Raw genomic sequence first — 26200 nt, forward strand, 5'->3', positions numbered from 1 at the left:
TATGATCGAAGTCATTTTATCAGTCGGCTTAGCGTTCCTTGCGACGGTCATTGCCGAACCACATTTCATTCAATATATGAAGATGAAACAATTAGGTCAAACTACATTAGATGAAGGTCCATCATGGCATAAAGCTAAAAGTGGAACTCCAACAATGGGTGGGCTTGTGTTCCTTTGTATGATCAGTATTTCTAGTTTAATTGTCGGAGCCGTATTTGGACACTTCAATTTCGTCTTATTAAGTGGCGTTATTGGGTTTGCCTTCTTCGGAACAATTGGTTTCTTAGACGACTTTATTAAAGTGTTTAAAAAACAAAACGAAGGGTTAAAGAGTCACGAAAAATTTGGATTACAATTGATTGGATCTGCTATTTTTGTGGGGTTATACCTGCTTAGTGGCAATGCACCATTAATTTATATTCCATTCTTTGGCGAAGTAAACAGTATTATCTTCTTTGCATTATTCACGATTATTTGGATTACTGGATTTTCAAATGCTGTAAACTTAACAGATGGACTAGATGGTTTAGCAGCTTCAACAAATACGATTGCTTACGGGATTTATGGATTTATTGCCTATGAATCAGGTCAACGTTCAATCGCAACGTTCTGTTTCTGCGTAGTCGGCGGTCTTCTTGGATTCTTAGTATATAACTGGAAACCAGCCAAAGTCTTCATGGGAGATGTTGGTTCATTGGCACTTGGAGCAGGTCTTGCGATTATCTCGATTATGCTTCATAAGGAATGGACATTATTGCTTGTAGGGATCATCTTTGTTTTGGAAACACTTAGCGTTATTTTACAAGTCGGTTCATTTAAACTGACAGGGAAACGTATCTTTAAGATGAGTCCAATTCACCATCACTTTGAAATGAGTGGTTGGAAAGAAGTGAAGATTGTTTCTGTATTTAGTGCAATCGGACTTATTGCAGGTTTAATCGTTGCATTTGTCTTTTAAGAGAATTAACATATTTTATTAGGAGAGCTGGTCATTTTTGCCCAGCCTTTCTCCATATACATATTCAAAACAAAAAATAGGAGGAATCATTGTGCGGAATACACATGCATTTGAAAATAAAAAAGTACTAGTCATCGGACTTGCAAAGAGTGGAGTGAGTGTAGCAAAACTATTACACCAGTTACACGCGGATGTGACAGTAAATGATAGAACACCACTTGAGGAAAGTGTAGACGCACAAGGATTAGTATCCGAAGGGATTAAAGTAGTCTCAGGAGGACATCCGCTAGAACTACTCGATGAGCCCGTTGATTTCGTTGTGAAAAACCCAGGGATTCCTTATACAAATCCATTAGTAGCAAAAGCAGTCGAAAAGGGGTTACCAGTTTATACGGAAATCGAAATTGCACAACGTGTCATGGAAGGAACCGTACTTGGAATCACTGGTTCAAATGGGAAAACGACTACTACAACATTAACAAACTTAATGTTGAAGGAATCATTCCCTGAAAGAAGAACTTTCGCATGCGGAAATATTGGGGTTCCTTTATCACTACTTGCAGGGGAATCAAAAGAATCAGATATTTATGTCACTGAATTATCAAGTTTCCAATTAATGGGAATTGAAGCATTTCGTCCGAAAGTAGCGTGTATAGTGAATATCTTTAGCGCACATTTGGACTATCATGGAACGCGTGAAGAGTATGTAAAAGCAAAATTACAAATTACTAAAAATCAAACCGAAGAGGATTTCCTCGTTTATAATGCGGATTTCCCAGAGTTATATGAGTTTATTAAAGATCATACAAAAGCAACATTAGTTCCATTCAGCCGCAAATCTGTGTTAGAACACGGAGCTTATGCTGATGAAACTACGATTTACTTTAATGGAGAAGCAGTTATGCCACTTGAAGCGATTCAAGTACCGGGCGTTCAAAATGTGGAGAACGTGTTGGCGGCGGTTGCCATTAGTAAATTACAAGGTGCAACAAACGAAGGAATCGAAAAAGCGGTTCGTTCATTCCATGGAGTAAAACACCGTACACAATATGTGAAGACTATTGAAGGTCGTAAATTCTACAACGATTCAAAAGCAACAAATATCATTGCAACACAAACAGCGTTACGTAGTTTTACAAATCAATCTGTTGTATTAATTGCTGGCGGACTTGATCGTGGAAATGGTTTTGAAGAATTAGAACCATCTCTTGGAAATGTCCGTGAAATGGTCGTTTACGGGGAAACAAAAGAGAAGTTAAGAGCTACTGCTGAAAAACTATCTATTCCAGTAACCGTAGTAGAAACATTAGAAGAAGCAGTGCCAAAAGCGTATGCAGCTAGTCGTGAAGGAGAAATTGTATTACTTTCACCAGCATGTGCAAGTTGGGATCAATTTGCCAACTTTGAAGTGCGCGGTGATTGTTTCATTGACGCAGTAGAAAAACTGTAATATATAGGAGAAAAAAGATGAGAGTATTAGTTTCAGGAGGAGGAACGGGTGGTCATATTTATCCAGCTCTTTCCTTAATGAATTATTTGAAAGAACAAGACCCTTCAACAGAGTTTCTCTATGTAGGGACTGAACGTGGATTAGAAAGTACTATCGTTCCTAAAGCGGGATATGATTTTAAAACGATCAAGATTCAAGGAATCGTTCGTTCATTGTCGCTAGAAAACTTTAAAACATTATGGTATTTCTGTACAAGCTATTTTAAAGCAAAAGAAATCGTGAAAGAGTTCAAGCCGGATATCGTTATCGGTACTGGGGGATATGTATGCGCGCCTGTATTATATGCTGCAGCAAACATGGGAATTCCAACGATTATTCATGAGCAAAACAGCTTAGCAGGAATTACAAATAAATTTTTAGCACGTAAGGTTTCTAAAATTGCAATTTGCTTTGATGCGGTTCGTAAAGACTTTAAGAAGTATGAAGATAAAGTGGTTATGACAGGAAACCCTCGTGGACAAGAGTTAGCCAATGCCCAAAAAGATGATTCTTACTTAGCATCTATCGGTATTCAAAAAGAAAAACCAATCGTACTGATTTTCGGAGGAAGCCGTGGGTCGCTTCGTATGAACGAATCATTTATCGAAGCACTTGAAGAATTCGAGAAAAAAGATTATCAAGTAGTCATGGTCACTGGACAAGTGCATAATGACAAAATCAACAATCTCATTACAAGTTTGAAAAAACCATTGCAAAATATCACAGTTTTACCATATATTAATAATATGGTGCAAATGTTCCAAAATACAGACCTTGTTGTCTGCAGAAGTGGAGCAACAACATTGATTGAATTAACAGCGCTTGGCTTACCAAGTATTTTAATTCCAAGTCCATACGTAACTGAAAATCACCAAGAAGCAAATGCGATGTCATTAGTAGAAAAAGACGCCGCAACGATGATTTTAGAAAAAGACTTAAACGGTGAAAGTTTAGTCGCAGAAATCGATCGTATTATGAATGATGAAGCCAAACGTAAAGAAATGGCTGAAAATTCAAAAGCCTTGGGAATTACAGATGCGTCAAGTCGACTTGAAACAATTATTCATTCTCTAGTGAAATAAGGATTAAGGAGGAGAATATGTTTAATCGAAAGAAACCACAACAAACTCCTCCACGTGAACTAACACCTTGGGAGTTAGCGCAACAGAATTCTCCAAGAGTAGAGCAAACTGTTCCTGAAGAACCTGTAAAAAAGGTGAAAAAGAAAAAGGAACCTAAGCCTAAAAAGACAAAACCAAAGTCACAAGGCATTACGAATGCAACACTCTTAAAAGGGATTTTTATTGTTTGTGCGGGATGGAGTATTTACTTTATTTCACCACTTTCGAAAGTGTCTGATATTGAAGTTGTAGGGTTGAATCAAGTTCCAGTGGAATTGGTCCAAGAAAACGACGGTATCACCAAGGGACAAAGCGTCTGGACCATTTTAGCGAATCGTTATCGTACAGCTAATTTGTTAAAAAATGCTAGTCCAAAAATTAAGGATGCTTCCGTACAATTAGTGGCATGGAATAAAATGCGTTTGAATATTGAAGAAAATCCAGCAATCGGATACTACCAAAGTGATGATAAAACCTATGAGCTTTTATCGGATGGTCAAATCATCGAAGTGGAATCAGATGCGACACCAAAGGATTATCCTTTATTAACTTTATTTACAGATGATACGCAATATCAAGCACTTGCAAAGCAACTGGAGAAAGTTCCAGCAAGTGTAATTCGTGAAATCGTAGAGATTCAGTATACAAACGATTCGAAAAATCACCAAAAGATTTATCTGAAGATGAAAGACGGCAATCGAGTCATCGGAAATCTGAAAGATATTGGAGATAAATTAGGGTATTATCCATCAATTACGAAACAATTGAATGGCAAAAAGGGAACTGTGGATATGGAAGTGGGAATCTATTTTACACCAGATACGACAGTTCAATAAAAAAGTCTTAAAACTCGCTCATATGTTTTTTTAAGTGAACAAAATTATGTTAAAATATAGGGAGTATCACTTATCAATAAACTTTAAAAAATGAAATAGAAATGAATCGTATAGGAGGTTTCAATAAACGTGAAAAATCAGGGAATTTATGTGAGTTTAGATATTGGAACCACTTCAATAAAGGTTGTAGTAGCTGAATATGTCAGAGGGCAATTAAATATTATTGGAGTCGGCAATGAAAAATCAGAAGGATTAAGCCGTGGAGTCATCGTTGATATTGACGAAACAGTTGAATCTATTCGCAAAGCAGTTCGTCAAGCAGAACAAAAATCAAACATCCAAATCAAAGATGTTATCGTTGGGATTCCAAGTAATCAAATCTCAATTGAACCTTGCCACGGTATGATTGCCGTATCAAGTGAAAATAGAGAGATTACAGATGTGGATGTATACAACGTTATTTCCGCAGCGAAAGTTCGTTCAGTAGCACCTGAGCGTGAAATCATTTCTGTAATTCCAGAAGAATTCATCGTGGATGGATTTGATGGCATTAAAGATCCACGCGGAATGATTGGTGTTCGTCTTGAATTGTTTGCGAGCATGATTACCGGTCCTAAGACGATCGTACATAATATTAAACGTTGTATTGACAAAGCTGGCTTAAATATCGAAGAAATGGTTATCCAACCATTAGCGATTAGCCAAGTCGCATTAACACCAGGTGAAAGAGAATTTGGTACTGTCCTTATCGATATGGGTGGTGGACAAACAAGTGCTTCAGTAATGCACGATAACCAATTAAAATTCTCATTCGTGGACCAAGAAGGTGGAGATTTCGTATCTAAAGATATCTCAATCATCTTGAATGCAAGCTTTGAAAATGCAGAACGTATTAAACGTGAATACGGATATGCAATTTCATCAGAAACGAGTGCGGATGAATTCTTCCCAGTAGAAACAATTGGTAAGAAGGATCCAGTCAAAGTAGATGAACATTACTTATCAGAAATCATCGAAGCACGTGTGGTTCAAACCTTTGAAACTGTAAAACGTGCACTAGACCAAGTGGATGCATTAAAACTTCCAGGAGGAATTGTGTTAACAGGTGGAGCTTCTTCACTTGCAGGAGTTCAAGAGTTAGCACAAGAAATTTTCGGAGTACAAGTGAAAACTTATATTCCAGAGCAAATGGGAATGAGAAATCCTATTTACGCAACAAGTATGGGGTTAATCAAATACGCTGCAAGCTTAGATGATGTTCACCGTATTGCTCAAAAGGGTAAACCGGTAACAGAACCTCGCCCAGTACAAAGCACTCCACAAAGTGCTCCTGTACAAGTGCAACCAACGGCTCCTGTTCAACAACCACAAGAGTATGAACAAGAACCAACTGGTGAAGAACAAGGGTTTGGAGCGAAAGTGAAGAACTTCTTTAAAATGTTTATTGACGAAAATTAAGATGAGAACCAAGGAGGAAATATAATGGATTTCGAATTCGATACAAATTTAGATGGCGCAGTCATTAAAGTCATTGGTGTTGGTGGTGCTGGTAACAACGCTGTTAACCGTATGATTTCAGAAGGAGTACAAGGTGTAGAGTTCATCGTAGCGAACACAGATACTCAAGCTTTAAGAAACTCAGAAGCAGAAACAAAAATTCAATTAGGACCAAAACTTACTAAAGGTTTAGGTGCAGGTTCATTACCTGAAATCGGTCTTAAAGCAGCTGAAGAAAGTGAAGAACAAATTCGCGAAGCTTTAGTTGGAGCAGACTTAATCTTCGTTACTGCTGGTATGGGTGGCGGTACTGGTACAGGTGCTGCACCAGTTGTTGCTCGTATTGCAAAAGAATTAGGTGCATTAACAGTGGGTGTTGTTACACGTCCATTTAGCTTCGAAGGACCAAAACGTGGTCGCTACGCTGCAGAAGGTGTTGCACAATTAAAAGCAAACGTAGATACATTAGTAACAATTTCAAATAACCGTTTATTAGAAATCGTTGATAAAAAGACTCCTATGTTAGAAGCTTTCCGTGAAGCAGATAACGTATTACGTCAAGGGGTACAAGGAATCTCTGACTTAATCACTGCACCAGGTTACGTAAACTTGGACTTCGCTGACGTGAAGACAGTGATGAAAGATCAAGGTTCAGCATTAATGGGTATTGGTGTTGCAAGTGGTGAAAACCGTACTGCAGAAGCTACGAAGAAAGCTATTTCTTCACCATTATTAGAAGTATCTATCGATGGAGCAGAACAAATCCTATTAAACATCACTGGTGGCTCTGACTTAACATTATTCGAAGCGCAAGATGCTTCAGATATCGTAGCAGCAGCTTCAACAAGTGAAGTAAACATTATCTTCGGTACTTCTATCAATGAAAACTTAGGTGATGAAGTAATCGTTACTGTTATCGCAACAGGAATTGACGAGGAGCGTAAGCACGAAAAAAAGTCAGCAACGCGCGCTAGTCGTTCACCATTCGCGAATAGCACAGCGACTCGCAAAGATTTAGGAAATAACCCTCAAACTTTCCAAGAAAAACAAGTTCCTTCTAAACCACAACCAGTGGAAGAAAAGAAACCTGAAAAAGATTTGTTTGGAGACTGGGATATCCGTCGCGAAACAACTGTACGTGAAACTACTTCTTCAACAGAAGCAGATTCACCATTCGCACAAAGCAACTTCGTAGAAGCTCCAGTTGAGCCAAAACAAACTGAAAATGATGGATTAGATACTCCGCCATTCTTCAGAAAAAGAAACAGAAATTAATGAGTATCATTAAACAGAATGTAAGTCGTATTATGAACTTGGTTGCATCTTCTTGTAACCAAGTTCATAGACTATCTACGGAAGTTTGTCCGATTGTTGTAACGAAAAATCGTACCGCTCGCGAGGTTCAAGAAATGTACGATTTAGGATTTCGACATTTTGCGGAGAATCGTGTCGAAAAGCTATTAGAACGACAAGAACAATTTCCGCAAGAGGACATCATCTGGCATTTAATCGGGCCACTCCAAAAACGAAAAGTGAAGCAAGTTATAAATCGTATCGATTTATTTCATGCTATTGACCGTCTTTCGATTATGGATGAGATTGAGAAACGCCTCGAGCACCCATTAGATTGTATGCTAGAAATTAATGTCTCTGGGGAAGAGTCTAAGCATGGATTCACACCCGAAGAGGCACTGGATGCTTACCGATCAAGCAAACAATATGAGAAGATTCGTATTGTTGGTTTGATGACGATGGCACCATTTGACGCAAGCGATGAAGAAATTCGCTTCTTTTTTTCGCGTTTAGCACAAATGGCTAAAACAATCGAGAAAGAAGAAAAATTAGAAGTACCGTTATACCTCAGCATGGGGATGAGCGGAGACTTTGAAACTGCGATTGAATGTGGTGCGACGCATATTCGAATTGGTACAAGCTGGTTTGAAAGGGAGGAAGATTAATGGGATTCATGAATAGTTTAAAAAACTTCTTAAGTCCAGAAGGTGACTACTACGAAGAAGACAATCAAATGGATTACTATGAAGAACCTGTAACACAGACAGCTCCAGAAACACGTTCAAGAAATACGTCAAATGTTGTTCCATTCCAAAGTCCTGGAGTGAAGAAAACTTCTAAGATTTATGTAATGGAACCAAGCGTGTATTCTGAAGCGGAACGCATTGCAGATGCTCTTTTAAAGGGAGAAGCCGTGCTGATTAACTTTAAACGTATGGAACCAAAAGATGCTAAACGCGTCATTGATTTTGTAGTCGGTGTGGCGTATGCTATTAATGGAGACGTACAAAAGGTGAGAGATGAAATCTTCATCTGTTCTCCTGCAAATTTCCAAGTACAAGGAAATTTTGATGACGAGATGGTTGAAACCTTCCATCACACTGAATTTTAGAGGAGTGTAACTTAGTGGGCTTAGAAATTATTAGAATGATAATAACAGTAGCAGGAATTTATCAATTTATGCTAATCCTTTATGGATTAAATATTTATTGGCATCTATATCTTCCAATGTTCTTGGCGGACTTATTAGATGCTTGTTGCCGTCCGTATGTGTCATTATTTAAAGATGTACGATTTGGAAAATATAGTTTAGCATTAGTAACGTCTATTTTAACGATTTACGTTTCTGTAGGAGTACTATTATTTATTGTCGCAAAAATTTTTGGGGTATAAAAAATGGGAAATGGTGTAGAACAACACTTTAGAAAAGAGGAATTGTCTTTTCTTAAACAAGTGGAAGAATGGGTAGAAGAGGTCCGTTTGCAATACGCGCCTGTATTGACGAATTATCTTGATCCGCGCCAACAGTTTATTGTGGAGGCGATTGTAGGTCAATATGACGATGTTCGTTATTATTTTGATGGCGGGTATATTGATGCTGAACGGAAACGTTGTATGATTTGTCCGGAATATTATGAGCCAACATCAGAGGATTTCGAAAATGCTCTATTTCATATTCAATATCCGAAGAAATTTGCGACACTTGGGCATGGAAAGATTCTAGGGTCACTGATGAGCCTTGGCTTTGACCGTAGCTTGATTGGCGATATTATTTCAAACGGAGAAGACTGGCAATTATTCTGCGCTCAAAATATGAAGGAATATATCAGACAACAGTTAGAAAAGATTGGGAAAGTGGCTGTCCGACTTGAAGAAGTCGACTATACGAAGTTGATTGTACCGGTGGATCATTGGACTGCGGTACAAACGGTCGTTAGTTCGCTTCGACTCGATACGGTGATTGCTTCCGTATTTAATGTGTCAAGGCAGCGTTCAAAAGAAATGATTGAAAGTGGTAAAGTAAAGGTGAACTGGACCGAAGAGAACAGACCTGACTTTATGCTGGAAATTTTAGATATTGTATCCATTCGTGGATATGGTCGCCTTCAAATTCAAAAGATTGAAGGGCGTACAAAGAAAGATAAGATTAAAGTAGAACTAGGATTACTAGAAAAGAATAAAAAATAAAGGGGATTTTTCAATGGCTATTACACCAAACGATATTCATAACAAAGACTTTTCAACAAAATTCAAAGGCTTCGATCCAGAAGAAGTAAATGACTTCTTGGAAGAAGTGAAGAAAGAATTAGAAACGTTAATTCGTGATAACAAAGATTTAGAAAAACGCGTCAAATTCAACGAAGAAAAAGTAGAATACTTTAATTCAATTCAAGAAACATTGAATAAATCAATCCTTGTTGCCCAAGAAGCAGCAGATCGTCTTCGCGAAAACGCACGTAAAGACGCTGAAATCATCGTGTTTGAAGCTGAAAAAGCAGCACAAGCAATGTTGAGAGAAGCGGCTGAAAAAGCAACAGAAATTAACCGTGAAACAGATTTAATTAAGAAAGAAACACGTATTTTCCGTCAACGTCTTCAAATCTTAACACAAACACAATTAGACATGATTAAAAACGAAGAGTGGGATATCGTATTAAATACACCAACTCACATCGAAGTGACACCACCATCACTTGATGCTATTATCAAAGATCGTGTTAAAAACTCTGAAAACGAAGAATCAAAAGAACAATAATCATTGAAGGGGACACTGGTCTCCTTTTTTGATAGGAAGAGGAATGATTATGGACTTTACAGTCACTGAAGCAGCAAAAAATAAGTTAGATGCAATGCAAAAAGAACGCGGCTTAACAGATGTGTTCTTTGTCATGGATTATGTCGATGGAGATAGTCCTTTTTATGAAGGGATGGTTGGATGCCATTGCCAAGTGTACGATAAATATCATTTAGTGGTATTAAAAAAAGAGCAAAATGAGATTCTGCCTCCAAAGTATGACCAAATTTTTGAGACAAATATTGGGGAAATGGCTTTTGCAAGTCACTATGCGATGATGTTTGATCAACATAATGTGATTGATTATAGCGTGGATAAATACGGCTTCTATCTGAAGAGTGAAGCAGGGATATTATCGATGCAACTGAATATCGATTTCGTTGGCTAGGGAAGAGAAATTCTTCTCTAGTCTTTTTTTATGTTCTTAACTCTTTCTTTACCACTAAAAACTTGCAGTTTGATACGGAACAAAGTATACTAATGTTGTTCACAAAAACACGAGAGGTAAATAATATGAACAAAACAAATCTCGATTTACTAAAACTTATTAAACAACAAGATATTCAAAATCAAAGAGAGTTAGCAGAGCTTTCAGGCTATTCGCTTGGTCTCGTGAATCGTGAATTAAAACGACTACGAGAACTGGAACTTGTGGATGCTAAATTTAATCTGACAAGTAAAGCAAAGGCGCTCTTTAAGAAAAATAAACCAAAGAATGCTGTTATTTTGGCTGCTGGATTTGGAATGCGTATGGTTCCAATTAATACTGAAACGCCAAAAGGGCTTCTTGAAGTGAAGAAAGAGCCGCTGATTGAACGCTTGATTAAGCAATTACAAGCAGTAGGGATTACGGACATTACTGTAGTCGTTGGCTTTATGAAAGAGCAATACGAGTACTTAATGGATGACTATCAAGTGAAACTTGCGGTGAATAGAGACTATGCGACAAAAAATAATTTCTATTCATTACAACGTGTTGCAGGAATTCTAGGCAATACGTATATCGTTCCTTGTGACTTATGGTGTAAGGAATCTCCATTTGATACAGATGAATTGTATTCATGGTATTTACTTGGCCAAGAAGAGGTGGAACAAAGCTTCTTTAGAGTGAATAAGAAACAAGAAATCATTACTAGCGATAAAAGAGGGAAAGGAAATCGTCCATATGGCATCTGTTATTTAACAGAAAAAGACGCTAAGGCAGTGGCAAAACAATTAAACGCTGCTGCTGCAGAAGAAAGACATGAGAAGTCGTTCTGGGAAGTAACGCTTGAAGACGAGAATAGGAAATATACAGTCTATCCTAAACTAATGGATGACGCAACCGTCTTTGAAATCAATACGTATGAACAACTCCGTGAACTCGATAAGTCATCCTCGCACTTAGAAACGGATGCCTTGCAGCAAATCTCGAAGGCTCTAGGAGTAACGCTTGACGAAATCGTCAATATCGAAGTATTGAAAAAAGGGATGACGAATCGTAGTTTCCTATTTACTTGTAAGGGTCAAAAATACATTATGCGTATTCCAGGAGAAGGAACTGACCATCTCATCAATCGTAAGGAAGAATCAGATGTGTATCGTGTCTTAGAAGGTAAGCAAATTTGCGATGATGTGGTGTATATGAATCCAGACAATGGATATAAGATTACGGCGTATCTGGAAGGAGCGCGTTCATGCGATAGCACGAATAAAAAAGACTTACAGCGCTGTATGGCAAAATTACGCGAGTTCCATCAGTCAAAATTAAAAGTGAAGCATACTTTCGATCCATTTAAGCAAATTGAGTTTTATCAAAGCTTGTGGAATGGTCAATCTTCTTATTATAAAGACCATGCTGAAATTCAGAAGAAGATTCTTGGGCTCAAGAGTTTCGTTGAAAAATATAAAGCAGAGCCCGTATTGAGTCATATCGATTCAGTCTATGACAACTTCTTATTTACAAAAGAGGGAGACATTCGTCTGATTGACTGGGAATACTCTGGAATGCAAGATCCGCATATTGATATTGCAATGTTCTGTATTTATGCAGGGTATGACCGCAAGCAGGCTGATGCACTCATCGACCTTTATTTCGAAGGAAAATGTGAGAAGATGACACGCTTGAAAGTCTATGCGTATATGGCGATTAGCGGTATGCTGTGGAGTAACTGGTGCGAGTACAAACGCACACTCGGCGTTGACTTTGGTGAGTACTCATTAATGCAATACCGTTATGCCAAAGATTTCTACCGCATTGTGCAAGAAGAATTAGCAAAAGAGGAAAAATAATGACAAATACAGTAAAACGAGCGATTATTATGGCTGCGGGTAAAGGTACAAGAATGCGTCCGATTACAAATACCATTCCAAAACCGCTTGTAAAAGTAAATGGGAAACGAATGATTGACACCGTCATTGGTGCACTTCATGAACAAGGAATCCATGAAATTTATGTCGTGGTTGGTTATCTAAAAGAGAAGTTTGCTGAACTTAAAGCGGACTATCCAGAAATTAACATCGTTGAAAATCCATACTTTGATGTCGCTAATAATATTTCATCACTGTATGTAGTTCGTGACCATTTAGAAGAAGTGATTATTCTAGATGGCGACCAATTAATCTACAACAGTGAAATATTACATCCAGAGTTTACACGTTCAGGATATGCGTGTATTCCGGTAGAAAATGGCACCGACGAATGGTTGATGCAAGTGGATGACGATGGAGTCGTTACGAGTTGTAGCCGTACTGGAGGACAGAAGGGATGGCAATTATTTAGCATCTCTCGTTGGACGAAAGAAGACGGTCAACAGTTAAAACGTCATCTTGAAATCGAATTTGAGGAAAAGAAAAACCATGATATTTACTGGGATGATGTGGCGATGTTCTGCTACCCAGATGAATATGAAATGGGCATTTATCCAATGCAAGAAGGGGATATCGTTGAAATCGATAGCCTAGAAGAATTAGTAGCAGTAGATGACTCTTACAAGAGTGTTCTAGAGGAGGCAAATCATGAATAATGAAGTAGAAAAGAAAAATCTTCGCGACGAGATTGACTGGGTCGCAACGCTTGTACCGCTATTTGGAGTAGTCGTTTTAGGAATTCTATTTATGATGTTCCCGGATGCAAGTTCAGCTGTTCTTGAAGGTGTTCGTGGCTTCTTAGGCGACCAATTCAGTATTTACTATGCGATGCTTGCAGTTGGTGTGTTTCTTTGTAGTGTGTATGTGGCTTTTTCAAAATACGGCCATATCGTACTCGGGGGAGAAGATAGTAAAGTTGAGTATTCTAGCTTCCAATGGGGTGTAATGATCTTTACTTCTACAATGGCAGCAGATATCGTATTCTACGCGATGATTGAATGGGCATTATATGCGCAAGAATCTTACCTTGGTGAACTCGGTAGTGTTCAAAAATGGGCGTCAACATTCCCATTATTCCACTGGGGACCAATCGCATGGGGATTCTACATCATGCTTGCAGTGGCCTTTGGATTTATGTTGCATAACCGTAAAGTAGAGAAACAAAAATTCTCTGAAGCTTGTCGTCCACTCCTTGGAGACAAAGTTGACGGATGGATGGGAAAAACAATCGACTTGATTGCTATTTTTGCGTTGATCGCCGGGACAGCAACAACTTTCTCACTTGCGACTCCGCTTCTTTCAGCAGCGATGAGCCAAGTGTTCGGGATTGAAAATTCGAAAATTATTACGATTGTAGTCCTATTATTAATTGCAGCCGTATATACAAGTACCGTAATGCTTGGGATGGACGCCGTTTCTAAACTAGCTGCTATCTGTACGTATTTATTCTTTGCCTTACTCGGATATTTCTTATTCTTCGGTGGAGAAACAGTTTATATCTTAGAAACAGGGTTTAGCGCTATTGGGAACCTTATCCAAAACTTTATCGGAATGTCTACGTGGCTTGATCCGCTTCGTGAAACAAGCTTCCCACAAAAATGGACCATCTATTATTGGTCATATTGGATGGTTTGGTGTGTGGCAACGCCGTTCTTTATCGGTAGTATTTCAAAAGGACGCACGATTAAAAATACAGTTCTTGGTGGATACGCGTGGGGGATTGCTGGAACGTTTACAGCGTTTATCATTCTTGGAAACTATGGCTTAGCCCAACAATTAAAACATGGGGTGGATATTACTGGTATTTTAAGTAATAATGCGGATTATGCTGGAGCAATTTTGAAAATTTTTGATACAATGCCTTTAGCTAACATTGGATTGTTATTACTAGCAGTTACGATGATTGCTTTCTACGCGACAACATTCGATGCCTTAACACTTGTGGTGTCTGCTTATTCATACAAAGAATTAGAGCACACACATGGTAGTGATAAACGTGTCCGCATGTTCTGGTCACTCGTATTTATCTTGTTCCCAATCGCATTGATTTTCTCAGAAAACTCAATGTATAACTTACAGTCCGTTGCAATTATTGCGGCACTTCCAATTGGGATTATTATCGTCATGATTATTGCTAGCTTCTTTAAGGACGCGAAGGACTATCTTAAAAATTAAGATGTGAGATAATTAAAAATAAAAATAACCTATTGTTTAAAGTCATTATGGCTTTAAGCAATAGGTTTTTATGTTAGTTGTGATGGTGATGGCAATTACATTGTCCTGGTAGGCAGTTACATGCAACAGATGTTGGAGCAGTGGCTGCTTTCTCCTTTAAGGCGTTCACTAATACTTGAATATCATCTTGGCTCAAAGTGGCCTTATCGATCAGTGTATGTATTAAATTTCCATTCTGTTTATGGCAAACTTGTTCTAGAAGCACATCGGTCTCTTGGTCGAGTTGTGCTTTCTCAGAAATCGTCGCAGAGTAGTGGAATGGTTTCTTTCGATTATCGATTTGGATATATCCTTTTTTGGTTAAACGGATAATGAGGGTTTTAATCGTCGAGTCACTCCATGAAAATGAGCGTTGCAATTGCTCGATAATATATCCGCTTGTGCTGTTTGGATTGGCCCATAAGACACGCATAATTTGACGTTCAGAAGGGCTCATTGGTTGAAATTCTGTCATAAATAGAACTCCTTTCTATATGTTTAGTCTACAGTCGTCAACCGTTTCTGTCAATCATTTTACTTGATTTTTTGCGTACACTAAATGTCGGGGGTAGGTAGGTGGAGTCACTATATTTTGTGTTTCGTAAAAAAAACAATACAAAATGTTGTTAAAATGTTGCAAAAAACTTCTAGGCTGGCTATAATTAATTTCGTGAGTTTAAAGTGAGCTAGAAATGCATGAAGGTGTATTTCGAATTCAGAAATGGAGTATTCGTGAAAGTCGTTTATTTATCGCTAACTGGAAAGACAAGACAATTCGTAAAAAAATTGAACTGGGATTTTATTGAGATTTCTAAGAAAAATTCTACAGTACAAATGGAAGAACCTTATATCGTCATTACACCAACTTATGGAGAGCAAGTGGCGAATTTTTTTTATGAATTTATTGATTTTGGCGAGAATCGCGCGCTATTAAAAGGGGTTGCCGGTTCAGGGAATCGCAATTTCAATACGAGCTTTTGTTCCAATGCCAGAGCGTTAGCGGCTAAATACCAAATTCCATTGCTGCATTGCTTTGAAAATCAAGGTACAGATAAAGATGTACAAATACTAATAGAAAAGGTGAGAGAGATTGGATAGTCCAAAATTAATAAACAAGACTCAAGAAGTTACATACTTCGCATTAAACAATGAGTTAAACCGTCCAGTTGATGGGAAAATTCCATTGCATAAAGATCGTGAAGCGGTTCGTGCGTTCTTCTTAGAACACGTTAACCCAAATACAGTTTTCTTCTATACATTAGATGAAAAACTCGATTACTTAATCGAACACGATTATTTAGAAGCAGAATTTTTAGGGAAATACAACCGTAAATTCGTTAAGAAATTAATGAAAGAAACGTACAAGAAAAAATTCCGTTTCCGTTCATTCATGTCTGCGTTCAAATTCTACAAACAATATGCAATGAAGACAAACGATGGTCAACGTTACTTAGAACGTTTTGAAGATCGTATTGTATTTAACGCTCTTTTCTTAGCAGATGGTGATGAGCAATTAGCACATGATTTAGCAGAAGAAATGATTACACAACGTTACCAACCAGCAACACCAACATTCTTGAATGCCGGAAGAAAACGTCGTGGGGAACTCGTTTCATGCTTCTTAATTCAAACAACAGACGACATGAACAGTATCGGTCGTACAATCAACTCAGCTCTTCAATTATCAAGAATTGGGGGAGGAGTAGGGGTAAGCTTGTCTAACGTTCGTGCAGCAGGTGACCCAATCAAGAAAATTGAGAACGCATCAAGCGGTGTTGTTCCAATTATGAAATTATTAGAAGATAGTTTCAGTTACTCTAACCAATTAGGTCAACGTAACGGTGCTGGTGCGGTTTACTTAAACGTATTCCACCCAGATATCGTATCGTTCTTATCTACTAAAAAAGAAAACGCGGACGAAAAAGTGCGTGTGAAGACATTATCACTTGGGTTAGTTGTCCCAGATAAATTCTACGAATTAATCAAAAACGACGACATTATGTACTTATTCAGCCCATATGATGTGGAACGTATTTACGGCGTACCATTTTCATATGTGGACATCACTAAAGAATATGACAACATGGTTAACAACCCTGAAATCCGTAAATCTAAATTACGTGCGCGTGACTTAGAAAACGAAATTAGTAAATTACAACAAGAATCTGGATATCCATATGTGGTGAATATCGATACAGCAAACCGTGTAAACCCAATTGATGGAAAGATTATCATGAGTAATTTATGTTCTGAAATCCTACAAGTTCAAGAGCCTTCAGTAATCAACAATGCTCAAGAATATGAACACTTAGGAACAGATATCAGCTGTAACTTAGGTTCAACAAACATCGTGAACTTAATGAAATCTCCTGACTTCGAACGTTCTGTAGATGTAGCGGTTCGTGCTTTAACATTCGTAACAGACCACTCAAGTATCGATGCTGTACCAACTGTTAAAAACGGAAACAACAAAGCACATACTATCGGTCTTGGAGCGATGGGATTACACACATTCTTTGCATTAAATCAAATGGAATACGGCTCACCTGAGTCTATCGAAGCCACTGATTTATACTTCAGAATGTTAAACTTCTACACATTGAAAGCAAGTAACAAGATTGCTAAAGAACGCGGTAAATCATTCGAAGGCTTCGAACGTTCTAAATACGCAACAGGTGAATACTTCGACAGCTACATTGCGGAAGATGTACAAATTCAATCTGAAAAAGTGAAGAAAATCTTCGAGAAACTTCCAATTCCAACTGCAGAAGATTGGAAACAATTAAAAGAAGATGTGATGAGCGGTGGATTATATCACCAAAACCGTTTAGCAATTGCGCCAACTGGTTCAATCAGCTACGTAAACGAAACAAGTGCTTCATTACACCCAATCACTCGTTTAATTGAAGAACGTCAAGAGAAGAAGACTGGTAAGACTTATTATCCAGCTCCATTCTTATCAAACGAAACTTTACCATTCTACAAATCAGCGTACGATATCGATATGCGTAAAGTCATCGATGTATACGCAGCAGCTCAAAAACATATCGACCAAGGAATGAGCTTGACATTATTCATGCGTTCAGAACTTCCTGAAGGATTATACGAATGGAAAGAAGGACGTACGAACAAGATGACAACACGTGACTTAAACATTTTACGTAACTACGCGTGGAATAAAGGCATCAAGTCAATCTACTATGTACGTACATTTACAGAAAACAACGATGAAATCGGAAGTAATGCTTGCGAAAGCTGCAGCATTTAATGGGAATACGAAAGAAAGGACAAAAGCTCATGAGTACAAAACGATATTTTAATGAGATTCTTTCTCAAAATTCTACTCAACCAGTAGAGTACTATAAAGCGATTGACTGGAACCAAGTTGAAGACATGATTGATAAATTAACTTGGGAAAAACTAACAGAGCAATTCTGGTTAGATACACGTATTCCAGTATCAAACGACTTGGACGACTGGAGAACATTATCTCCAGAAGAAAAAGATGTAGTGGGGAAAGTATTCGGTGGATTAACATTATTAGATACGCTTCAATCAGAAGAAGGTGCAAGCTTAATGAAAGATTACGTGCGCACTCAACACGAAGAAGCCGTATGGAATAACATTCAATTCATGGAATCTGTTCACGCGAAAAGTTACTCAACAATCTTCAGTACTTTGCATACAAAAGCAGAAATCGAAGACATTTTCGAATGGACAAACAACAATGAATACTTACAATTCAAAGCAAGAAAGATTAACGAAATCTATCAAAGTAGAGATGCTTTGAAGATGAAAGTGGCTTCTACAATGCTTGAAACATTCCTATTCTACAGTGGATTCTTTACACCACTTTACTACTTAGGAAACAACAAGCTTGCGAACGTAGCTGAAATCATCAAGTTAATCATTCGTGACGAGTCAGTTCACGGAACTTATACAGGATACAAGTTCCAACAAGGCTACAACGAATTATCTGAGCCAGAACAAGAAGAAATGAAGATGTGGGTATACAACTTATGCTTGGAACTTTACCAAAACGAAGTGAAGTATACACAATCTATCTATGACCAAGTTGGTTGGACTGAAAAAGTTAAAGTGTTTATTCGTTATAACGCGAATAAGGCGCTTCAAAACTTAGGGTTCGATCCGTTGTTCCCGGATACTGCTGAAGATGTGGATCCGATTGTGATGAACGGGATTTCAACTGGTACAAGTAACCATGACTTCTTCTCGCAGGTCGGAAATGGGTACCTACTCGGTAGTGTTGAAGCAATGGATGACGAAGACTATACAAAATGGTTGTGATTTCAACTCAAACAGGTTCCTAAAAAGGAGCCTGTTTTTTTGTTTGTGCAAAGGTAAAACACTTAAAGCCTTCGGCTACGTTCAATAATTATAAGAATAACTGTATCGCCTCAAGCCAAGGTCTTGAGGCTACCAAGCTTCAAACACTCTCTAGAAAATAAATTTTCAAGAGAGTGTAATTCACATTGGTTACGCACGTTATTCTTATGATTATTGGTATCCGAGGCTCTTTGTGTTTTACCTTAAAAAGCAGGGTATTTTAGAATCTGTTTCGTGCAGTAAAACTATTGGAGTGTTCATATCCAAACTTCAACACACTGGTCAATGGAGAGGTGCTGAGATAGAGTGTGTGCTACTCACAGGATTGAGTCTCGGTCTCAATTCTACTTAGCTTCGTGTTTTTGATTACCAAATATGGTAATGTAGGAATCTGTTTGATGAAATAAGTCTATTGGTGTGTTCATATCCAAGCTTCAACAACCTCGTTAATGAACCGGTTCTATGACAGAGAGTGCGCGCCTCATGGGGGAGGCTCGACAAATGGTGTGATGATGGGTAGAATAGAGGGAAATGAATGGAGGAGTCGTTAAGGGATGTCATACGAAGAAATCAATAAACAATTAGAGCCCTTTAAACTCATGGTGTTCGATGAGGGAACTGAAGATGTATGGGCAACACTCGTGCTCTGGTTAAATGAAGATTATAAACAAAATGTGTTTGATACTAGGCAAGAAGAGGGGTTCCTTGGAAATGGCTATGATTGGAATTCGCTAGCGACTGTCTTTTTAGAAGAAAAGATGCCAGAATTACTAGACTCATTGTCATTTGATTCGGAAGCGGGTTTGTTCTCAATCGGGTCAGAAGATGTGGAAGCAGTGAAGAAGTTTGCTGTTGGATTTAAAGCGATGTGCGACGATGAGAGTGAAATGACAGACTTATTGAGTCGAGCAATCTTAGATTAAAAAAATATCGTTATACCGTATAAGGTATAACGATATTTTTTTATTTACATGGACAAGTTGTTAAATGGTCGTTTACCATACCAATAGATTGCATAAAGGAGTAGACAATCGTTGATCCGACAAACTTAAAACCTTCTTTGAGAAGAGCGTTGCGGAACTTTTCGGCAAGGGGCGTGAAGGCTGGAACTTCTGCCATAGTAGTGTATTCATTGATGATAGGTTTGTTGTCAACAAAGCTCCAACAAAAAGCGTCAAAGCTACCATACTTTTCTTGGATAGCAAGAATTGCTTTGGCGTTTGCGATAGCAGCACGAATCTTCAGTTGATTGCGAATAATGCCTTCATTTTGAAGAAGAGATTGGACTTTAGCTTCGTCATAGGTAGCAACGGTTTGGATATCGAAGTTGTTAAAAGCCTCTCTAAAGGTTTCGCGCTTATTGAGAATGGTTGCCCAGCTAAGGCCTGCTTGCATCGTTTCTAGTGTGAGACGTTCGAAGAGAGCTTTGTCATCGTGGCAAGGGACACCCCATTCGTTATCGTGGTAATCCATCATCTTTTGTGAGTGATAGGCCCAGGAACATTTTTCAGGGATCTGTGGCCAACCGAATTCAGAAAGAGGTTTACCCGTCTGATAGTTTTCGAGAGCAGCTTTATTAAAATCTGAAATCTTCTTGGGGAGTTTCGCTAAAGGGAACCATTTGAATTCTTCAATTTTTCCAGGCTCGCCGTTATGAATTTCAAAGTTCGGAAGAGTGGTTACATCTACATGGAAGTAGAAATAGAAATAATTATGTTCGTCAAAATGCATATGAAGTGTCGTGTAGAAGTTAAGGGCACTTGATGGAATTTCTAGGCCAATTTCTTCACGTGTTTCACGCAATGCTGCTTGTGTAATGGATTCATTGGCTTCAATATGACCGCTCACAGTGGCATCGTAATAGCCGTCCATAAATCCAGTGTTCATTCGTTTTTGAAGAAGTACCTTTTTTCCTTTGGTAAAGAAAAGAAAAACAGCACTTTTAGTTAAATGTCTCATATTGTCACCTCTAGTTCTAAGGTTAGACATTTTTCGAAGAAATGTAAAGATTTTTTAATATTGAAAGTATTGAAGTTTTGGAAAGGATTTCATATGATGAGAGTAGGACATTAGGAGGAAAAATGGTGAAAAAATTATTCAAAATTGTAATGAGTTGTGTGGTGCTCACTGGAATGTTGGCGCCTATCACGACTGTATTGGCACAAGAATCAAGTATTACGATTACAAAGAATGAAGGGAATTCTGTATCCGAGGCAGATACGCCTAAAGGAGACATTGTAGTGAACTTCTCGAATGGAGAAATCCTCTTCCAGGAGAACCCAGATAGAGTGGTGGATCCAGCAAGTTTGAGCAAGCTGATGACAATCTTTTTGGTGTATGACGCGATTAAGAGTGGGAAATTTACGTTGCAGGATAAAGTCGTAGCGACAAAGAATGACCAAGCGATATCGAATCTGACAAACCTTAGTAATTCGCCCATCGTAGAAGGAGTGGAATATCCAGTAAGTGAGCTGATTAAGATGGCGCTACTTCCTTCGTCAAACGCTGCAGTCTTAATGCTGGCAAATCTGATCAATCCAAATACGGATGATTACGTAGATTTAATTAATCAAAAAGCACAAGAGCTAGGAATGACGAATACAAAATTTGTTGGAGCATCAGGCGCAGTTACGCATGATTTTGAAGGGTTATATACAGTTCAACGATATCCTTCAACGGAAACGAATCAATCAACGGCTAGAGATTTAGCGAAGATGGTTGTAGCGATGCTAAAGGCGCATCCAGAAATAACAGAAATTACGAAGAATAAAGAATTAACCGTCATGAGTGGAACACCTTATTCAAAAACCATTACGAATACAAATCATTCGGTTGAAGGGGACTTGTTGGCTTTTCCTGGAATCGTTGGATTGAAAACAGGGACGAGTGAAAGAGATGGATTTAATTATATTGGAATCTACAAACAAGATGGAGTAGAGCTGGTTGAAGTGATTCTGGGAGTCGGACAATTCGCGGATCATCACGGCGAGTATAATCGTCATAAAATCGGGAATGCATTATTGCAATATATTTTTAAGAACTACGAGCATAAGACAGTATTCAACCCAGGTACTCAAACAATCGATGGACAAAAAGTAACAGTAGAGCATACGGTTGATGTATACGTAGAAAAAGGGAAAGAACCTGAGTACACGCTAGAAGGAAATACATTAAAAGTTCAAACCCCATATGGTACGCTGTATGATAAAGAGTACGCAGTAACAGTAGAGCCAGCCGCCAATGATGCCGTGGAATCAACGTATATCGAAACTACTCAAGTAGAAGAAAAAACGCCTAAGCAGATTCTCAAAGGAATACTTCGTTTCTTATTGAGAGTTCCGTTTATCGTTTGGCTGGGGTTGTTAGGAGTTCTATTCATTGTAGTCATGATTTTAAAAATAAAGAAAAGAATTAGAAGAAAAAAGGAGCGGTTAAGAAGAAGGCAAAAGTAGAATCTGTATTAGTTTTAAAAAATATCTGTACTAATTTTAAGAAAAACCACAGTGGATATAATGAAAACAAATGAAAACACTAGATATAGTGTTCATATTTTGTTCACAATTGAATTCTCAGAATTTGGAGTAATCAATTCACAAGAAAAATGTAATGCAATTGTAATGAGATTCGAGTAGAAATAGTTGGAAAATCCGATTAGATATGGTAATATGTTTAGCTGAATAAGGGTGCAATTATTTCCTTTTCAGTGAAAAATCACAAATTATCGAAGTAGAAAATAAGAAAAAAGAAAAGAGGTAGAAGATGTTTAGTTCAAAAAATATTCAAATGAATGAGCGTAAAAACGGTTCTAAAGTAACACGCTACGCAATCAAGAAATTAAGCATGGGTACAGCATCTGTAGCTGTAGCATTAGGATTTATGTTTGTACAAGGGCAAACAATTGTACATGCGGACACTGTTGAAGCAACAGCAGCAGAAGCAACAGCAAAACCTGCAGAAGAGAAGAAAGATACTGTCGAAGACAACAAAGCAGTTTATGAAGTTGCTGTAGAAAAAGCAGAAGCAACAACTGCAGCTGAAGGAGTAACTCCAGCAGAAAAAACAGAAGAAACAACTGCAGCTGCTGAAAAGAAAGAAGCAACAACAGCAGCTCCAGAGAAAGCAGAAGCAACAACAGCAGCTCCAGAGAAAGCAGAAGCAACAACTGCAGCTCCAGAGAAAAAAGAAGAAACTACAGTAGCTGAAGAAAACAAACCACGTACTCGTTCAAGACGTGCAGTTGCTGAAGGTGAAGCTGCACCTGCAAGTGATGATAAAGTTGGTGAAGATGTTGTAGACGCAACTTCTACTCCTAAAGTAGAAAAACCTGGTTTCACACCAAAAATTTTAGCAGAACAATTATTAAAACAAGTTTCATGGTTAGACTTTGGTGATAAAGCAAACTGGACAGGTGCTGAAACAACAGCCGATGGACACTTAGCATTAACAGTCGGTGCAACTTATACAAAAGAAGTTATGCCTGGTTATATTGTAAAAATTAAAGTTAAATCTTTAAAACCATTCCAAGCAACAGAGATTTATAAGAACCGTATGGAAAATCAAGGCGCAACAGCTGAAGAAAAAGCGACTTATGATCCAAACGCAAAAAATGGTTATATTAACTCGACATCAAATGCAAAAACAAATGCTGCTTTTAGAAATGGAGATGAAGCACGAGTAATTGCCGACCCTCAAAACCGTTGGACTGAAATTCGTTCAGAAGGAATTGATACAGGAACGAAGAGTACAACGATTTCATCAGAATACGATGGAGGAAATATTGGGGTTCAATACGATATTTCAGCAACATATAAAGGTAAAACTGTAAAACCAGCGATTGTAATGGCCGATGGTGAATCAGCGAACCCAGGAGAATTAGCCTTATTTACAACTAACGGTACAGGATGGCAACATGTCGGGGAATGGTTAAAAAATAATAACACCAAAACTAAAAACTATGCTCCTCAAAATACAAATGACTTATTTGATCCTACAAAACCTAATACTACTGTAAAGGTAGATGGAATTAATCTATACGCAAATAACTTAAACTTGCTACGTAGAGCAACAGCTGTAGGAGAAGAAGGAAAAACTGTTGCATGGAAGTATTATGGTAATCCAGATACAACAACTGGTGGTTTAGGAACTGGTGTATTCGGTCCTAACCTTTCTTCAAGCTTGTTTGCAGTCCCAATGGTAATGACACGTGGCGCTTCTGAAATTGGATTATATATCGCATCTTCAGGTAAACAATCCGCAATGCTTGGTTTCTTACCGTTAGATGAAGGGGATGCACCTGATTCATACGGAATCGCAACTCACGCGATGAACCAAGTCAATGGGGTAACAGGCGCTGCCGTTAACCAACCATACTTTGGAGATACTCGTCCAGATATGGATGAAAACTTAGAACGTACAGACTGGAAAGGTGACGATAAGGACGGTACAGGCGATGAAGGTATCGACCAAATCTTACCAACAGACTTAAAAGGCAACACAAACGGAATGATCGCATTAGATCGTACACGTCCAGGTAACTATACGTTAACAGTACAAGCAAACACTGGTGGAGCTCCTGAAGCTTATGCTTACGCATGGGTTGACTTTAACCAAAATGGTAAATTTGACGAAAACGAACGCTCTGAAAAAGCAACAATCACTAAAGATGGTAATGTAACATTACAATTTAACAACGGTCCAATCTTAAGCGATCTTCAATTAGATAAACTAGGCGTGCGTGTTCGTGTATCTACTTATGCTCCAGATATTGAAAGCCCAACAGGTATGTCAATGTCAGGGGAAGTAGAAGACTTTGAAACACAAGTAATCTTCCCACCAAAAGGAAGCAAAAAAGAAACTACAAATCTACAAGGCGTGAAACAAACTGCAACAGTGGAATTCACAGCTCAAGGTAAACAACGTTACTCAAGAACTGAAGATGCAGTGATTGATGAAACTGTGGCTCCATATATTGTTGACGAGCAAGGAAATAAAGTTGAATTAGACGCTGACGGATTTTATGTAGTACCAGGTGAAGGTAAATACCGTGTAACAGGTGCTGGTAAAGACGTTCAAGTGGAATTCATTCCAGAAAACGGCTTTGTTGGAACTGCAGCGGGTATTACAATCCGTCGTCTTGACAACAATGCTGTAGATACTGGTTGGAATACAAAAGATAATTCTCAACCTGTCATCAGCGATCAAACGAACACAATGGATGGTCGTTATATCCCAACAGTAACTCCATTGTCTGAAGAAGTAACTACAGAAGATTTACAAGGGTTAGAACACGACAAAAAACTTACATTTACAAATGGAGAAGGCGAAGTAAAACCTTCTGCTACAACACCAATGGTTATTGTGAATCCGGAAACGGGTGGTCTCATTGGTAATGAAGCTCCAGCGATGAAGGATGGTAAGGTAGTTGGATTATATGAGATTGATCCAGTAAATGGAACGGTGAAATTTACGCCAAATAAAGACTTTATTGGAACTCCAGATCCAATCTTAATCCAAGTGGTGGACGAAGCGACTGGCCGTTCTTTAGCCGGAATTAAATACACTCCAACTGTAAATCCTGTAACTCCAGTAGGTGAAAACAAAGAAACAACTGGTAAACAAGGGCAACCACAATCTGATACAGTAACATTTAAACAACAATCTGGTGCAGAAGAAAAAATCCCTATGGTTGTGAACGCTGAAAACCCAGCGAAATTCATCGACCCAGCAACTGGTGAACCAACAGATGCGACTGAATTACCAGCAATGAAAGATGGTAAACAAGTAGGTACGTACACAATTGACCCTGCGACTGGTAAAGTGACATTCACACCAAACAAAGACTTCGTGGGAACTCCAGATGGAATTTCTGTTCAAGCAAAAGATGCGAACGGAACTCCAGCAACAGCTAAGTACACACCAACAGTTACTCCAGTAACTCCAACTGGTGAAGATAAGACTACAACAGGTAAACAAGGACAAACTCAAAAAGAAACTCCTAAGTTTACAGAAGGCGACTCTGAAGTACCAATGAAGATCGATGCTGATCAACCAGCTAAATTCATTGATCCAGCCACAGGAGAACCAACAGATGCGACTGAATTACCAGCGATGAAAGATGGTAAACAAGTTGGTACTTACACAATTAACCCATTAACAGGTGAAGTAACATTCACACCAAACAAAGACTTTGTTGGAACTCCAGATGGAATTACTGTTCAAGCGAAAGACGCGAACGGAACTCCAGCAACAGCTAAGTACACACCAACTGTAACAGCTGTAACGCCAACAGCTGAAGATGTAACA

23 protein-coding genes and 1 pseudogene are annotated in these 26200 nt (G+C 38.4%); 21 read left to right on the forward strand and 3 right to left on the reverse strand.

The features are described 5' to 3' along the window. The first annotated feature begins 1 nt into the window (after nt 1). The 15 genes from mraY (at nt 2) to O3793_RS06725 (ending at nt 14512) form a co-directional block, all read left to right on the forward strand. Complete coding sequence (mraY, locus tag O3793_RS06655; protein ID WP_371446341.1) at nt 2-958, forward strand: phospho-N-acetylmuramoyl-pentapeptide-transferase; 957 nt, start codon at nt 2-4, stop codon at nt 956-958. A gap of 91 nt (nt 959-1049) precedes the next feature. Beyond that, nucleotides 1050-2408, forward strand: coding sequence for a UDP-N-acetylmuramoyl-L-alanine--D-glutamate ligase (gene murD / locus O3793_RS06660; protein WP_371446342.1), 1359 nt, complete (start codon nt 1050-1052; stop codon nt 2406-2408). A gap of 17 nt (nt 2409-2425) precedes the next feature. Then, on the forward strand, nt 2426-3529 hold the full coding sequence (gene murG, locus O3793_RS06665; RefSeq protein WP_371446343.1) for an undecaprenyldiphospho-muramoylpentapeptide beta-N-acetylglucosaminyltransferase: 1104 nt from the start codon (nt 2426-2428) through the stop codon (nt 3527-3529). Nucleotides 3530-3546: 17 nt separating this feature from the next. Then, a complete protein-coding gene (locus O3793_RS06670) occupies nt 3547-4404 on the forward strand; it encodes a cell division protein FtsQ/DivIB (RefSeq protein ID WP_371446344.1) in 858 nt (285 codons plus the stop codon). Between the two features lie 129 nt (nt 4405-4533). Continuing rightward, nucleotides 4534-5862, forward strand: a complete 1329-nt coding sequence (ftsA, locus tag O3793_RS06675; RefSeq protein WP_371446345.1) for a cell division protein FtsA — start codon at nt 4534-4536, stop codon at nt 5860-5862. A 24-nt stretch (nt 5863-5886) separates the two neighbouring features. Then, nucleotides 5887-7176 (forward strand): cell division protein FtsZ, encoded by a 1290-nt coding sequence (gene ftsZ, locus O3793_RS06680; protein WP_285251826.1) that lies wholly within the window; start codon nt 5887-5889, stop codon nt 7174-7176. After that, nucleotides 7176-7859, forward strand: a complete 684-nt coding sequence (locus tag O3793_RS06685; protein ID WP_371446346.1) for a YggS family pyridoxal phosphate-dependent enzyme — start codon at nt 7176-7178, stop codon at nt 7857-7859. The genes ftsZ and O3793_RS06685 overlap by 1 nt, the downstream gene beginning before the upstream one ends. Then, entirely contained in the window at nt 7859-8305 is a 447-nt protein-coding gene (locus O3793_RS06690; protein ID WP_371446347.1) for a cell division protein SepF, read from the forward strand. The genes O3793_RS06685 and O3793_RS06690 overlap by 1 nt, the downstream gene beginning before the upstream one ends. A 14-nt stretch (nt 8306-8319) precedes the next feature. Continuing rightward, nucleotides 8320-8586: a hypothetical protein gene (locus tag O3793_RS06695; protein WP_371446348.1), complete on the forward strand. Its 267-nt coding sequence runs from the start codon at nt 8320-8322 to the stop codon at nt 8584-8586. Between the two features lie 3 nt (nt 8587-8589). After that, a complete protein-coding gene (locus O3793_RS06700; RefSeq protein ID WP_285251830.1) occupies nt 8590-9381 on the forward strand; it encodes an RNA-binding protein in 792 nt (263 codons plus the stop codon). A gap of 13 nt (nt 9382-9394) precedes the next feature. Then, nucleotides 9395-9949, forward strand: a complete 555-nt coding sequence (locus O3793_RS06705) for a DivIVA domain-containing protein (RefSeq protein WP_371446349.1) — start codon at nt 9395-9397, stop codon at nt 9947-9949. Between the two features lie 49 nt (nt 9950-9998). Beyond that, nucleotides 9999-10376, forward strand: a complete 378-nt coding sequence (locus tag O3793_RS06710) for an iron-sulfur cluster biosynthesis family protein (protein WP_371446350.1) — start codon at nt 9999-10001, stop codon at nt 10374-10376. Nucleotides 10377-10501: 125 nt separating this feature from the next. Further along, complete coding sequence (locus O3793_RS06715; RefSeq protein ID WP_371446351.1) at nt 10502-12259, forward strand: NTP transferase domain-containing protein; 1758 nt, start codon at nt 10502-10504, stop codon at nt 12257-12259. Next, nucleotides 12259-12993, forward strand: coding sequence for a sugar phosphate nucleotidyltransferase (locus tag O3793_RS06720; protein ID WP_371446352.1), 735 nt, complete (start codon nt 12259-12261; stop codon nt 12991-12993). The genes O3793_RS06715 and O3793_RS06720 overlap by 1 nt, the downstream gene beginning before the upstream one ends. Next, a complete protein-coding gene (locus tag O3793_RS06725; RefSeq protein WP_371446353.1) occupies nt 12986-14512 on the forward strand; it encodes a BCCT family transporter in 1527 nt (508 codons plus the stop codon). Before O3793_RS06720 ends, O3793_RS06725 begins: the two co-directional genes overlap by 8 nt. Nucleotides 14513-14585: 73 nt before the next feature. Here the strand turns inward: O3793_RS06725 and O3793_RS06730 are convergent, their stop codons facing one another. Continuing rightward, entirely contained in the window at nt 14586-15026 is a 441-nt protein-coding gene (locus O3793_RS06730; RefSeq protein WP_371446354.1) for a CopY/TcrY family copper transport repressor, read from the reverse strand. 257 nt (nt 15027-15283) lie between these two features. Here O3793_RS06730 and nrdI point away from each other — a divergent pair, with 257 nt between their 5' ends. From nrdI to O3793_RS06750, 4 genes are all read left to right on the forward strand, one after another. Continuing rightward, nucleotides 15284-15649, forward strand: a complete 366-nt coding sequence (gene nrdI / locus O3793_RS06735) for a class Ib ribonucleoside-diphosphate reductase assembly flavoprotein NrdI (protein WP_371446355.1) — start codon at nt 15284-15286, stop codon at nt 15647-15649. Beyond that, nucleotides 15642-17819: a class 1b ribonucleoside-diphosphate reductase subunit alpha gene (nrdE, locus tag O3793_RS06740; protein ID WP_371446356.1), complete on the forward strand. Its 2178-nt coding sequence runs from the start codon at nt 15642-15644 to the stop codon at nt 17817-17819. Before nrdI ends, nrdE begins: the two co-directional genes overlap by 8 nt. Nucleotides 17820-17848: 29 nt before the next feature. Next, a complete protein-coding gene (nrdF, locus tag O3793_RS06745; protein WP_371446357.1) occupies nt 17849-18859 on the forward strand; it encodes a class 1b ribonucleoside-diphosphate reductase subunit beta in 1011 nt (336 codons plus the stop codon). Nucleotides 18860-19452: 593 nt separating this feature from the next. Next, on the forward strand, nt 19453-19821 hold the full coding sequence (locus O3793_RS06750) for an Imm51 family immunity protein (protein ID WP_371446358.1): 369 nt from the start codon (nt 19453-19455) through the stop codon (nt 19819-19821). Nucleotides 19822-19861: 40 nt separating this feature from the next. On the opposite strand, the gene O3793_RS06755 is transcribed toward O3793_RS06750, so the two are convergent. Both O3793_RS06755 and O3793_RS06760 read right to left on the reverse strand, forming a co-directional pair. Beyond that, nucleotides 19862-20413 (reverse strand): DNA-3-methyladenine glycosylase I, encoded by a 552-nt coding sequence (locus O3793_RS06755; RefSeq protein ID WP_371446362.1) that lies wholly within the window; start codon nt 20411-20413, stop codon nt 19862-19864. A 63-nt stretch (nt 20414-20476) separates the two neighbouring features. Further along, nucleotides 20477-20887, reverse strand: a pseudogene (locus tag O3793_RS06760) (NUDIX domain-containing protein); the annotation flags it as partial. A 92-nt stretch (nt 20888-20979) separates the two neighbouring features. On the opposite strand from O3793_RS06760, the gene O3793_RS06765 reads away from it, so the two are divergent. Both O3793_RS06765 and O3793_RS06770 read left to right on the forward strand, forming a co-directional pair. Then, nucleotides 20980-22350, forward strand: a complete 1371-nt coding sequence (locus tag O3793_RS06765; RefSeq protein ID WP_371446359.1) for a serine hydrolase — start codon at nt 20980-20982, stop codon at nt 22348-22350. Nucleotides 22351-22657: 307 nt separating this feature from the next. Next, nucleotides 22658-26200: CshA/CshB family fibrillar adhesin-related protein (locus O3793_RS06770; RefSeq protein ID WP_371446360.1), on the forward strand; the 3543-nt coding region annotated here is incomplete at its 3' end.

Origin of the sequence: Granulicatella sp. 20925_1_28 (assembly GCF_041433575.1) — a bacterium.
Lineage (GTDB): Bacteria > Bacillota > Bacilli > Lactobacillales > Aerococcaceae > Granulicatella.

Bases quoted from the DNA above. Each gene is read 5' to 3' on its own strand.
- mraY (WP_371446341.1), top strand. From the start codon at position 2: ATGATCGAAGTCATTTTATCAGTCGGCTTAGCGTTCCTTGCGACGGTC.
- murG (WP_371446343.1), top strand. From the start codon at position 2,426: ATGAGAGTATTAGTTTCAGGAGGAGGAACGGGTGGTCATATTTATCCA.
- O3793_RS06670 (WP_371446344.1), top strand. From the start codon at position 3,547: ATGTTTAATCGAAAGAAACCACAACAAACTCCTCCACGTGAACTAACA.
- ftsZ (WP_285251826.1), top strand. From the start codon at position 5,887: ATGGATTTCGAATTCGATACAAATTTAGATGGCGCAGTCATTAAAGTC.
- O3793_RS06685 (WP_371446346.1), top strand. From the start codon at position 7,176: ATGAGTATCATTAAACAGAATGTAAGTCGTATTATGAACTTGGTTGCA.
- O3793_RS06690 (WP_371446347.1), top strand. From the start codon at position 7,859: ATGGGATTCATGAATAGTTTAAAAAACTTCTTAAGTCCAGAAGGTGAC.
- O3793_RS06700 (WP_285251830.1), top strand. From the start codon at position 8,590: ATGGGAAATGGTGTAGAACAACACTTTAGAAAAGAGGAATTGTCTTTT.
- O3793_RS06705 (WP_371446349.1), top strand. From the start codon at position 9,395: ATGGCTATTACACCAAACGATATTCATAACAAAGACTTTTCAACAAAA.
- O3793_RS06710 (WP_371446350.1), top strand. From the start codon at position 9,999: ATGGACTTTACAGTCACTGAAGCAGCAAAAAATAAGTTAGATGCAATG.
- O3793_RS06715 (WP_371446351.1), top strand. From the start codon at position 10,502: ATGAACAAAACAAATCTCGATTTACTAAAACTTATTAAACAACAAGAT.
- O3793_RS06720 (WP_371446352.1), top strand. From the start codon at position 12,259: ATGACAAATACAGTAAAACGAGCGATTATTATGGCTGCGGGTAAAGGT.
- O3793_RS06725 (WP_371446353.1), top strand. From the start codon at position 12,986: ATGAATAATGAAGTAGAAAAGAAAAATCTTCGCGACGAGATTGACTGG.
- O3793_RS06730 (WP_371446354.1), bottom strand. From the start codon at position 15,026: ATGACAGAATTTCAACCAATGAGCCCTTCTGAACGTCAAATTATGCGT.
- nrdF (WP_371446357.1), top strand. From the start codon at position 17,849: ATGAGTACAAAACGATATTTTAATGAGATTCTTTCTCAAAATTCTACT.
- O3793_RS06750 (WP_371446358.1), top strand. From the start codon at position 19,453: ATGTCATACGAAGAAATCAATAAACAATTAGAGCCCTTTAAACTCATG.
- O3793_RS06765 (WP_371446359.1), top strand. From the start codon at position 20,980: ATGGTGAAAAAATTATTCAAAATTGTAATGAGTTGTGTGGTGCTCACT.